Genomic DNA, 12,565 nt, shown 5'->3' on the forward strand with positions numbered 1-12,565 from the left:
TATCCTCTAGGCAATGGTATGAGCGTCGTCTGGGAATACACCGTTGGCTACATCTTCAATGTATTTAGCAACGGCTTTGCGCATATCACCTGTTTCAGCAAGAAAGTTTTTGGAGAATTTCGGCATGTAGTTGGCAGAGATACCGAACATATCATGCATCACGAGAATTTGACCATCTGTCACGTTACCAGCTCCAATACCGATAACAGGCACGTCGAGCACTTGCGTAATACGCTCAGCAAGCTCAGCAGGCACGCACTCTAGTAAGACGATTTGAGCGCCTGCTTCTTGCAGTGCTAACGCATCTTTCACCATGCGGTCCGCTTTTTCTTGATCGCGACCTTGAACTTTGTAACCACCAAAAATATTCACGGCTTGAGGAGTTAAACCAAGGTGAGCACAAACTGGAACCGAGCGTTCAGTGAGCATTTTTACAGTGTCGACTAGCCAGTCACCACCTTCAATTTTCACCATATTGGCACCAGCACGCATCAGTGTAGCCGCATTTTCGCAAGCTTGCTCTGGCGTGGTGTAGCTCATGAATGGCATGTCAGCCATCAACAAACAATTTGGGCTACCTGCGCGTACGCAACGAGTATGGTAAGCGATATCATCGACCGTTACTGGCAGAGTATCGTTGTGACCTTGCAAAACCATACCTAGAGAATCACCAACAAGAAGTACTGGCATTTCTTGGCTTTCAAACAGTTGGGCAAAGCTCGCATCATAAGCGGTTGAAGTAGCAAATTTACGACCTTCTTGCTTCCACTTGATTAGGTCGTTGATGGTCATTTTTTTCATGGTTTTATCCTTACTAGGAGTTGGCTATGACTGCCAGATACTGAGGCCGTTTCTATCTACTTGTTCCAGTAGTTTAGAGACCTCGGTCCCATCGGGGAGTTGTAAACTTGGTGCAATTTCCGCAAGAGGGTAGAGTACGAATTCACGCTCTTTCATTCCATAATGAGGAACGATCAGCCTCTCGGAATTAATCACCTCATTGCCATAAAGCACAATGTCGAGGTCCAAGGTTCTTGGTCCCCAACGTTCGTCTTTACGGACACGCCCTTGTTCTTGCTCAATGGCTTGTGTGCAATCGAGCAACTCAATAGGCGTCAAACTGGTGTTAATCGACACAACCGCATTGATGTAATCCGGTTGGTTTTGTGGTCCCATTGGTGTGCTGCTGTATAGCGAAGAAGCCTGAACAAATTCTGATTTAGGCAGCGTTTTTAACGCTTCAATCGCTTGCTTCGCTTGGCTGACAGGATCAGCCAAGTTACTGCCTACCGCAATGTACGCTGTGATCATGACTTAGGCTTACTCTTTTTCTTGCGATAGGTTTTACGGCGGCGCTGACCACTCTTCGGTGATTGACCGTCTAGGTCGGCAGCCATTGCTTGACGCATTTCTCGGCCTGCATTTTGGAAAGTTTCCCACCACTTGGCAAGCTTCTGAGTGTCACCACCTTCAATTTCACCGCGCATTTCAAGAAAATCAAAGCCAGCTCTAAATTTATTGAGCTCCATAAGACGGAATGCACGTTTACCGTTACGTCGAGGAAGGCGCAGCTGCAGCTGCCAAATCTCGCGAATGGTTGCGGTGTGGCGTCTTGGAATGGCAATTGTACGAACTTGTTCATCAAGAATGATGTTACTCGCTTCCATAATAGCGTCGTAATGGCCTAGGTTGCGCTCTTCCATCAGTTCATCGGCTTTCGCACACAGTGGGTACCACAGCATTGCAGCAAACATAAATGCTGGATTGATGCGTTTCCCATCTTCGATGCGCATGTCGGTAGAATCTAGGACAAGATCCAACATTTGCTCAGTGTGAGAGGAGTAATCTTCCGTGAAGTGCGCTGCAATCGTCGGGAAGAGCTGTTGGAATAAGTTGTACTCACGCAGTAGGTGGTAGGTTTCTAAGCCATGACCGGATTGCAATAACTTGAGTGACTCTTCAAAAAGACGCGCTGACGGAATGTCACCGAGCAACGGTGCCATGTGTTCGATTGGCGCCGCGGTGTCTTCTTCAATATCAAAGTCCAGTTTTACCGCGAAGCGAACTGCACGCAACATACGTACTGGATCTTCACGGTAGCGTGTTTCTGGATCGCCAATCAGTCGAATGAGGCGATCTTCTAAATCCTCAATACCACGTGCGTAGTCGTGAATCGAGTAATCCGCGATGTTGTAGTACATCGAGTTAATCGTGAAATCACGGCGCTCAGCATCTTCATCGATGGTGCCGTAGACATTGTCCCGCAGCAGCATTCCTTCTTTCGATTGCTGAGAGATGCTCTTATTCTTTTGCTCTTGGTGGTGACCACGGAATGTCGCAACCTCAATGATGTCTCGGCCAAACATAATGTGAGCCAAGCGGAAGCGGCGACCAATCAAACGGCAGTTACGAAATAGCTGTTTGATCTGTTCCGGCGTTGCGTTGGTCGCAATGTCAAAATCTTTTGGTTTCTGTCCAAGCAGTAAGTCTCGAACCCCGCCACCCACAAGAAAAGCATCGAAACCAGCACCATTTAGGCGGTACAGTACCTTCAGTGCATTATCACTGATCTGCTTACGCGAAATGTTGTGCTCTTCACGAGTTATTACATTGAGAGCGAGCTCTGGAATAGTGGCAGGTTCGCTTGGTGTATAGTCGTTTGTATTCATGTGCATCTGGCAATAACTGGGTTTAGTCCAATCTTGCTTTGGTTAGTTTTTGCGCCTCTAGGGCCTAATTTGCGGCTAATGATAGCCTACACAATGCCATTTGAGAATCACGCTGTGATCTCGATCTCTGTTGGAAGCTGTTCCAAGCGCCAGTTTTCGCAGCCCCAACGAAGAATCTCTTCTATGTTGGCCGCTTTTATGGCTTCAGGTATCTCGAAGCCCAAAAATGTCATGGCGCGTAATAGAGTAGGCTTTGGTGTCTCTATATCAATAGCCGTCGCGTGATTTTGTTTCGACAGTTTATTGCCGTTGTTGTCCATCGCCAATGGTAAATGCAAGTAGCTGACTTCAGGCTGCCCAAGTATCTGGTACAGACTGATTTGACGCCCTGTTGGCTCGATTAAGTCTGCACCACGCACGACTTCGGTGACGCCTTGGTCGATGTCGTCCAATACTACCGCAAGATTATAAGCAAATAATCCATCTCGACGTTTAATAATGAAATCTTCATTAACGAGTTGCTCTGGAATTTTAATTGTTCCACGCTTCTGATCGAAGAAATGAGCGACAGGCTTGGTCATTTTTAGGCGAATCGCGCCGTCTTTCAAGTTTTTATCGCGGCAAGTGCCAGGATAAAACCCGCCATGCTCTTTAATTTGCTTTCGAGTACATTGGCAATAATAGGCCTCACCATTTTCGAGCCATGTGTTTATTTGGGCTTGGTAAAGGTCATGACGTTCACTCTGGTATACCACCTCTCCATCCCAATGCAGCTGATAGGCTTTGAGCGCATCTAGGATAAGTTGCGCCGCACCTGGCATTTCTCTTGGTGGGTCCAAGTCCTCAATACGTACTAACCAGGTTCCGTTGTGTGCTTTCGCTTGAAAATAGCTGCCAAGAGCGGCAATCAGTGAACCAAAATGTAAAGGACCAGAAGGAGATGGGGCGAATCGACCTACATAGCGTGTCATGCGTGTATCTCGAATTTAGTAAACAAATGGGATGCAAAGGTAGTCAAAACAAAAAGGGAGCCTGAGCTCCCTTCAATAATCATAATGCTTGGTTGATTAACCTTGCATTTGCTTCTCTTTGATTTCTGCAAGTGTTTTACAGTCAATACATAGGTCAGCGGTTGGACGTGCTTCAAGACGGCGAACGCCAATCTCTACGCCACAAGACTCACAGAAGCCAAAATCGTCTTCTTTGATTTTATCCAAAGTCTTTTCAATCTTCTTGATCAAACGGCGTTCGCGGTCGCGGTTACGCAGTTCTAGGCTGAACTCTTCCTCTTGAGAGGCGCGGTCAACTGGATCTGGGAAGTTTGCTGCTTCGTCCTGCATGTGGTGAACGGTACGATCCACTTCAGCTCTCAGCTGGTCGCGCCAAGCTGTTAAGATTTTCGTAAAGTGTTCAACCTGCTCTGGTGACATGTACTCTTCACCAGGTTTTTCCTGATATGGCTCCACGCCGGCAATGGCTAGGATGCCTATCGTTTTCTTCTTTGATTCTGGCATACAGCATCTCCTACTTACACCTAGTCAACTGCTACGCAGTCAATTTAAGGCGGGTATCTATAGCAAAAAGAGGCGGTGCAAGCAAATACTGAATCGCAAAGTTATCGTCAATGTGAAGACGACATCATTTTTTCTCTTAATTGATAAAATCAATAGCGGAAATCAGCTTCATTCCAGTATCGCTCAGCTCAGCTTTGTAGCAGAGAACTTCCACTCCAGCGTCTTGTGCTTGTTTGAGTAATAGTGAATATTTCGCGTCTATATGGTGCGCCGCGGATACTTTTTCAATACCTGAATGTAAAACAGTGAATAAAAGTATGGCTCTACTTCCATTTTGTGCCATTTCTGTGAGCTCTCTCAGGTGCTTTTGTCCCCGAGTCGTGACCGCATCTGGGAAGTATCCTTGTCCAATAGAGTCGGTCTCATCAAGAAGAGTGACGCTTTTCACTTCTATATAGCACTTTGGCTTGTTGTCTGCGCTGAGCAAGATATCAATTCGGCTATTTTCATTACCGTATTTCACCTCAGTTTGAAGTGTGTCATAACCACAAAGCTCTGAAATGACATTATTTTCAATAGCCTCAACGGCTAATTGGTTGGCGCGCGCGGTATTGATACAAATGCGGTGGCCTTGTTCGGTTTCACTCAACTCCCAACTATTGGGATATTTTCGTTTCGGGTTGTCGGAAGTGGAAAACCAAACTTTGTTTCCGGGTGTCGCACAACCTGTCATAGCGCCAGTGTTTGCGCAGTGGATAGTACGAATTTCACCGGTATCGAGTTCGATATCGGCAAGAAAGCGTTTATAGCGTTTGAGTAGAGTGGCGGACTCTAAAGCGGGTGTGAAATGCATTTGCTTATTTAGACAAAAATTTTTTTATGTACAATGTTGCCACCATTACACCATAAGGTATTTCCTTTGTCACAATTGCCGATTGAAGCCGTGATGCCTGAGTTGCTGACGGCGGTCAAAAATCAACATCAAGTGATCTTAAAAGCGGCGCCTGGTGCCGGTAAGTCGACCTACTTCCCTTTACAGCTCCTCTTAAACCATTCGGTTGTTGGAAAAATCATCATGCTCGAACCAAGACGACTCGCGGCGCGTAACATTGCCCGTTATCTTGCTGAGCAATTGGGAGAACAAGTTGGTCAACGCGTGGGTTATCGAGTTCGTGGCGAGGCAAAGGTAAGTTCTGCAACGCAGTTGGAGATCGTGACTGAAGGGATCATGACTAGGATGATTCAAACTGACCCTGAACTGGATGGTGTTGATCTGCTGATCTTTGATGAGTTTCATGAACGCAGCATTCATGCCGATACCGCTTTGGCATTCAGTTTAGAAGTTCAAGAGGCATTGCGAGACGATCTCAAGCTGGTGGTAATGTCGGCAACGCTTGATCAACAAGCCTTACAGTCGTTGTTGCCGGAAGCCAGTTACATTGAATCAGAAGGACGCAGTTTCGACGTAGAAATGCGTTACCAACCGTTAGGTGTGAATGATCATTTACCTACGAGTATGGCAAAAACAATAGAAAGTCTTATGAACAAAGAGTCCGGCTCTTTGTTGGCTTTCCTACCGGGCGTTGGGGCCATTAAACAAGTCGAAGAACGTTTATCTCATTTGGCGGATGATATTGAAGTGTGTCCGCTTTATGGGCAACTGAGCTTTACTGAGCAACAAAAAGCCATCACGCCGGCAGAACACGGCAAGCGTAAAGTCGTACTCGCGACCAACATCGCAGAAACTTCACTGACGATTGAAGGCATTCGCCTTGTGGTTGATTCTGGGTTAGAGCGTATTGCCCGGTTTGATTTGAAAAACGGTTTAACACGCTTAGAGCAAACACGCATTGCACAGTCTTCAGCGATTCAGCGTGCAGGACGAGCGGGACGAATAGAAGAGGGCATTTGCGTTCGCCTCTATTCTGAAAGTCAGTTCAAGCAGCAACCTCTGGTTCCCCAGCCCGAAATTTTGCATTCCGATTTGGCTAGTTTAGTTATGGAGCTCACATTTTGGGGAGCGAGTGATATCCACGATCTCAAGTGGCTTGATGTTCCCGCTAATGCGTCATTGGAACAAGCGAAGCAGCTATTGGTGTCATTGGGACTACTGACGGAAAAAGGGCAATTAACGTCCGAAGGAAAACAGGCGCATGAACTAGGCGTTGAGCCTCGTGCGGCTGCGATGCTAATTAAAGCGCAATCTTACAGTGATAAGATGTTAAATGCTGCTTTGGCGGCGGTCGCACTGATTGAAGAGCCAGAGAGAAACGTTACCAATATCGCTCATAGCTTGCATCGTTGGCTTGTTGGTACTCATCCAAAAAAGTCGCTGTTGTTCAAGCGTGCTCAATCTCTAGCGTACAAATTGGATACAGTATTTGACCTGAAAGGCGTGGATGAAGATGCATTACCGCTGGTGTTAAGTTTGGCATTTCCAGATCGCATTGCGCAGCAGCGCACAAATCAATTTGGGCGATTTACTTTGGCTAATGGTCATGGTGCAGAATGTCGTCAGGAAGACATGCTAGGTGGCTGTGAGTATTTGGTTGCCGTTGACTTAATGCGTTCTCATTCTAACTCCAGTCAAATTCATTCGGCATGTGAATTGGATGTCAATATATTGCGAGCGACCTTTGAAGCGCTATTTTCGTCTGAAGAAGTTGTAGACTGGGATGAAAAAAGAGGGCGTCTAATGGCTGAGCGACAAACAAAACTCGGTCAGCTGGTGGTTGAACGCGAGCCTTTGCCAAGCCCTGGCAAAGAAAAAATGACACAAGCTTTACTCACGTATGTCCGCCGCCAGGGCTTACAGAGTCTAAACTGGACACCGGCAGCGGAGAGCTTGTTGGCTCGGGTTCGTTGTGCGGTGGAATGGTTACCCGAGCAATCATGGCCAATGTTTGATGAAGCCAGTTTGTTGGATTCATTAGAAGAGTGGTTAGAGCCGTACATGACGTCCGTCAGTTCGGTTAACGATTTGAGCAAGATAAACTTGGTCGAAGCGCTGAACGCTCGATTAGGTTGGCCACTCAATCAACAGCTGGATGAATGGTTACCAGAGCATTACCAACTGCCGACAGGTTCAAAGAAGCGTATCCGTTACCAGTATGGCCATGAGCCGAAATTATCGGTGCGTATGCAAGAGGTATTTGGTGAGAGTGGCTCCCCTACGGTAGCGCTTGGTCGCAAGCGTTTAGTGCTTGAACTGCTTTCACCGGCACAACGTCCGCTGCAAGTGACGTCTGACTTGGCGGCTTTCTGGAACGGAAGCTATAAAGACGTTCAAAAAGAGATGAAAGGGCGCTACCCAAAACACAGGTGGCCTGATGACCCTGCCAATCATGTAGCAACTACGAAAACAAAAAGACAATTGAATAATGACTAACAGCAAGAAGCCTAGCGCGAAAAAAGCGCCAGCGAAGAAAAGTACAACCAATAAAGGAACGACAAAACAGACTCGACGCACACCGAGTAAAAAGCCGGCTAACGAGAAACGTTCGTGGCTGAAAGTTTTGTGGTCATTTAGCTGGAAAGCCGGTGTTGCGCTTGCCGCTGTTTTGCTGTTTGTGGGTATTTATTTAGATAGTGTTGTGAAAGAGCGCTTTGAAGGCCAGCTGTTTGAACTGCCAACGGTGGTTTATGCTCGCATCTTGAACTTAAATCCGGGTGAAAATATCACCATTCAAGAACTTCGTAACGAGCTGGATGTACTGAATTACCGTAAGGTAAGTCAGCCTCGCTACCCTGGAGAGTACTCATCTTCTTCCACTCGGATTGAATTGATTCGCCGTCCATTCGAATTTGCCGATGGTCCTGAACCGGATCGTCACGTGATGCTCCATTTTTCAGATTCTGGCTTACAGCGTATTCAGTCTTTAGAGTCCCGAGGTGATCTTGGTTACTTACGCTTAGAGCCTAAGATGTTGGGTATGCTGGAGAAAGATCAAGATGAGCAGCGTCTGTTCTTGCGTCGTGATCAGTTCCCAGAAATTTTAGTTGATGCACTGCTTGCGACCGAAGACCGGGATTTTTATCAACACGATGGGGTGTCTCCACTCGCGATTGCACGAGCAATGGTTGCAAACATTAAAGCGGGTCGTACTGTTCAAGGTGGTAGTACGCTAACTCAGCAGTTGGCGAAAAACCTGTTTTTGACCCGTGATAAAACGCTGTGGCGAAAAGTTAGAGAAGCGTATATCGCGTTAATTTTGGATTACCGTTACAGCAAAGATCGTATTTTAGAAGCCTACCTTAACGAAGTGTATCTAGGGCAAAGCGGTGGTGAAGCGATCCACGGGTTTGGCTTGGCATCGCGTTATTACTTTGGACAACCGATCCAAGAGCTGCGAATCGATCAACTGGCGATGTTAGTTGGGATGGTAAAAGGACCGTCTTACTACAATCCAATTCGTTACCCCGAGCGCACGAAAGAGCGCCGCGATCTTGTATTACGTTTGTTGATGCAGCAAAACATGCTGACATCTGAGCAGTATGAGCAAGCCGTCAGTCGTTCGCTTGATACGCAGAGCAAACCACGTATCGCGAGCCGTCAGCCCGCTTATTTCCAACAATTGAGCATTGAATTGAAAGAAAAAGTGGGGGAGCGATTTAAAGCGGAAACCGGACTGCGCGTGTTTACGTCTCTGGATCCGGTATCGCAAAGCAAAATGGAGCAAGCCATCGCGAAAAAGATCCCGGAGCTAGCTAAACGAGGCGGTAAAGAATTAGAAGCCGCTGCAGTCGCGGTTGATCGTCATAGTGGTGAAATCCGTGCCATGGTTGGCGGTAAACGTGTTGGTTATGAAGGTTTTAACCGCGCGCTCAATGCCAGTCGTCCAATTGGTTCTTTAGTTAAACCAGCGATTTACTTGACGGCTCTAGAACAACCGGAAAAATATAACCTAGGCACGACGCTACACGACACGCCGCTAAGCCTGAAAAGCAGTAAAGGTAAAGTATGGACACCGCGTAACTACGACCGAAAATACCGTGGTGATGTGCCACTCTACATTGCTTTAGCGAAGTCACTCAACGTGCCAACGGTGCGCTTAGGCATGGCGCTTGGTATCCCAGAAGTATCCGATACTTTAGAGCGTTTGGGCGTCAACAAAGACGAAATCCGCCCAGTGCCTTCGATGTTTTTGGGCTCGTTTTCTTTGACGCCGTTTGAAGTCGCGCAGATGTATCAGACACTGACGAACTCAGGCAAACGTGCGAAACTGACCGCTCTGCGTTCAGTGATGGATATGGAAGGTAATGTGCTTTATCAATCCTTGCCTCGTTCATCAAGAGCCGTGGATGAGCAAGCAGCATGGCTAACGACCTACGCGATGAAACAGGGGGTTGCTCAAGGTACAGGCCGCTTCTTACAAAGCCAGTTTGGTTGGGCTGCACTGGCAGGAAAAACGGGTACCAGTAACGATAACCGCGATAGCTGGTTTGTCGGTGTTGATGGCCGTGAAGTGACGACAATTTGGCTAGGCCGCGACGATAACAAATCGGTTCATCTAACGGGATCGAGCGGTGCATTACGAGTGTACGCAGAGTATTTGAAGCAACGCATTCCTGAGCGTTTAGAGCTTCCATGGCCAAGAGAGATCACCACGTTAGGATTTAAGCCGACATCAGATGGTGGTTTAGAAATGAACTGTCGCAGTGATTATAAACTGCCAGTTTGGGATAAAACGGGTCAAATAAAGCAGCAGTGTGAGAAGAAATCAAACTGGCTTAACAGCTTATTTGATTGGTAGCATCGCCAAATCAACAACATTAGCTTGTCTCTCTGGTCAATTCTTAGTACATATTAGGGCGTGTTAGTGCGGTGCTGCTAGCACGCCCTACTTGATAAGAAATTCAACAAAGGAAGAAGTGAATGTTCAAAAAGCTGTTATCAAGCCCGTCGACTCGCCATTTCGCGCTTTGGGTTAGTGCCTTTTTGATCACCACTCCTTCAGTTTCCCTCGCCAACTCTCTAGCAAAAACGGATGACGTGGAGCCTCGTCCAAAGGTGGCAGTTGTGCTCGCCGGTGGCGGAGCAAAAGGCGCTGCGCATATCGGCGTCCTCAAAGCGTTAGAAGAGATGCAGATCCCGGTCGATATCGTAACGGGCACCAGTATGGGCGCTTATGTTGGTGGTCTCTATGCAACGGGGATGAGCGCTGATGAAATTGAAAGTTTTATCTACACCGTCGATTGGAGCAGTGGTTATCGAGATCGTGTCGACCGTAGTCAACGCCGAGTTCGTGATAAAGAGTATGAAGACCGCTATCAAATTAACACTGACCTCGGCTTAAGATTTGGTGAGGTTCGTGCCCCAACGGGTGTCGTGCAAGGCCAGAACATGTTGCGCGTATTGCGTGAGACTACAGGGAACTTAGGGCGATTCGATTCTTTTGATGATCTTGCCATTCCTTATCGCTCTGTGGCGACAGATATTCTTGCGCTAGAGGAAGTGGTTCTTGGCAATGGCTACCTTGTGGACGCCATGATGGCTAGCATGTCTGTACCAGGAGCGCTTCCTCCCTATAAGCTCAATGGCCATATGCTTGTCGATGGCGGCGTGGTCAATAACATGCCTGTCGATGTGGCTCGCGCCATGGGGGCTGATGTTGTTATTGCTGTCGATATTAGCACCGACTACAAAACCGAAGATGAGTTTACCGGGCTGTTTACTGTAGCGGATCAACTTTCTAATTACCTAGTTCGTCGCAGTACGCAACAGCAAGTGGACGAGCTTGAACCACAAGATATTTATATTCGTCCCAATGTGGGCACCATGGAAACGGTCGAGTTCGACAAAATGCCTTGGGCTTTTCAAGCGGGCTACGATATTACCAAGCAGCTTGAAGATAAGCTGCTTGGTCTAAGTTTATCGAACGCAGAATACCAAAAGTACATTGATCACAAGCAAGAGGTACGTAAGACGCTGGTTTACGGTGATAAACGCATTGTTGATGACATTGTGATAGTGAATAACACCCACTACAGTGATGTATTACTTACCAACCGTATCCAATTGAAAACAGGTCGTCGTATTCCAACGGCTGAAATAGAAAAAACCGTTGAAAATCTCTATGCGTTGGATCGTTTTGAGTTAATCACTTACCACTTTGAAGATGTTGATGGTAAGACATTGTTGGTTTTTGATGTTAACGAAAAGTCGTGGGGGCCGAATTACGTTAACTTTCGATTTTTCCTTGAAGATGACTTCGATACGGATAGCCAATACGGCATCGGTATGTCGACCAATTTTACTAATTTAAATTCGCATGGTGCGGAGTTGGCGTTCAACGTAGAAATGGGCACGGATAAGCTGATAGAAGCTGAGTTGTATTCGCCTGTTTTATCTAGCCAAACGCTTTTTGTTGCTGGCCGTGTTGGATACAGCAGTGAAGATAGAAACTTACCTTTTAGCGAGTTTGAAAACCCGGACCTCAGCTCAGTTAACGACTTCTTACCCGTTTCCTATAATGACTTTGCTTCTGAACTGGCTATTGGCATTCAACCTACGTTATGGCAAGAGTTGCGCCTTGGTGCTCGTTACTCTACAGGAGATATTGAGCTGTCTACCTTGGCCTCGGCAGGGCAGCTAGACTTCGAGCGCAAAGGTATATTTGCGAGCTATCGACTCGATACGCTTGATGATTTTGCATTTCCTACTCGCGGACTGCTGGTCGATCTTGAATATTTCGTATCTCATGACAAGAGTCCGGAAGGCATCACTCTGCTCGACACGGAAAAGATGATTGAAGATACTGTGTATGAAATCTCCGCGCGATTCAAAGGTGCGGTCAGTCATCAGCGTCATACTTTAGTCGGACATGCAGAATATAGTTTTGTAGAAAGTAAAAATTCATCGGTTCCACTTGATCCGAGAGAGTTAGGCGGCTTTTTAAACCTATCTGGCATCCCAAGAAATAGCTTGATTGGACAGAACCTGTTTTTTAGTAGCTTGGTGTACCGATACAAATGGTTCGACAACGACTTTGGACTATTTGAAGCGCCAGTCTACCTAGGTGCATCAGTGGAATACGGTGGAGTGTGGTCAGATAATGATCTGAAGCTGAATGAAGCGCCACTTTACAATGCTGGCTCTATTTTCTTTGGTGTTGACTCACCAATCGGGCCAATTATGTTGGCTTATGGTCGTACTGAGCAGGATATGGATGCTGTGTATTTGATCGTAGGAACGTCGTTTAATTAACCGGGTATAAGAAAGCAAAAACTTGGCATATTTGGTCAAAATTAGCAGAACTTTAGTCGTAAGTTGCTATGTTGGTCAAAATGATAAGATTTTAATTTAAGGTTAAATTTGCTATTATTTTGCCCACAGTTTGGCCTCTACGGCGCTGTTTCTCAATCATAATTGAATGAAAACAA

Annotated in this window: 9 protein-coding genes; 3 read left to right on the plus strand and 6 right to left on the minus strand. The window is 46.7% G+C overall.

The genetic code is table 11. The features are described 5' to 3' along the window. Nucleotides 1-6: 6 nt before the first annotated feature. From panB to sfsA, 6 genes are all read right to left on the minus strand, one after another. Complete coding sequence (gene panB, locus NL644_RS08980; RefSeq protein WP_005396718.1) at nt 7-801, minus strand: 3-methyl-2-oxobutanoate hydroxymethyltransferase; 795 nt, start codon at nt 799-801, stop codon at nt 7-9. 24 nt (nt 802-825) lie between these two features. After that, nucleotides 826-1,311, minus strand: coding sequence for a 2-amino-4-hydroxy-6-hydroxymethyldihydropteridine diphosphokinase (folK, locus tag NL644_RS08985; protein WP_253658328.1), 486 nt, complete (start codon nt 1,309-1,311; stop codon nt 826-828). Then, nucleotides 1,308-2,675 carry a polynucleotide adenylyltransferase PcnB gene (gene pcnB / locus NL644_RS08990; protein ID WP_046875073.1) on the minus strand — a complete coding sequence of 456 codons (1,368 nt, stop codon included), beginning with the start codon at nt 2,673-2,675 and terminating at the stop codon, nt 1,308-1,310. Before pcnB ends, folK begins: the two co-directional genes overlap by 4 nt. Nucleotides 2,676-2,776: 101 nt before the next feature. Next, nucleotides 2,777-3,640 carry a tRNA glutamyl-Q(34) synthetase GluQRS gene (gene gluQRS / locus NL644_RS08995; RefSeq protein ID WP_114323613.1) on the minus strand — a complete coding sequence of 288 codons (864 nt, stop codon included), beginning with the start codon at nt 3,638-3,640 and terminating at the stop codon, nt 2,777-2,779. Nucleotides 3,641-3,736: 96 nt separating this feature from the next. Further along, nucleotides 3,737-4,183: an RNA polymerase-binding protein DksA gene (gene dksA, locus NL644_RS09000; protein WP_005386584.1), complete on the minus strand. Its 447-nt coding sequence runs from the start codon at nt 4,181-4,183 to the stop codon at nt 3,737-3,739. A gap of 136 nt (nt 4,184-4,319) precedes the next feature. Beyond that, complete coding sequence (sfsA, locus tag NL644_RS09005) at nt 4,320-5,036, minus strand: DNA/RNA nuclease SfsA (protein WP_114323612.1); 717 nt, start codon at nt 5,034-5,036, stop codon at nt 4,320-4,322. Between the two features lie 66 nt (nt 5,037-5,102). Here sfsA and hrpB point away from each other — a divergent pair, with 66 nt between their 5' ends. From hrpB to NL644_RS09020, 3 genes are all read left to right on the plus strand, one after another. Next, entirely contained in the window at nt 5,103-7,571 is a 2,469-nt protein-coding gene (hrpB, locus tag NL644_RS09010) for an ATP-dependent helicase HrpB (protein WP_253658329.1), read from the plus strand. Further along, the gene (mrcB, locus tag NL644_RS09015) at nt 7,564-9,936 is read left to right on the plus strand and encodes a penicillin-binding protein 1B (protein ID WP_114323610.1); all 2,373 of its coding nucleotides are present in this window, start codon (nt 7,564-7,566) and stop codon (nt 9,934-9,936) included. The genes hrpB and mrcB overlap by 8 nt, the downstream gene beginning before the upstream one ends. Before the next feature lie 122 nt (nt 9,937-10,058). Beyond that, a complete protein-coding gene (locus NL644_RS09020; RefSeq protein ID WP_253658330.1) occupies nt 10,059-12,389 on the plus strand; it encodes a patatin-like phospholipase family protein in 2,331 nt (776 codons plus the stop codon). Nucleotides 12,390-12,565: the final 176 nt, after the last annotated feature.

The organism is Vibrio sp. Y10_XG_PY6, assembly GCF_024181795.1.
Classification (GTDB): domain Bacteria; phylum Pseudomonadota; class Gammaproteobacteria; order Enterobacterales; family Vibrionaceae; genus Vibrio; species Vibrio diabolicus.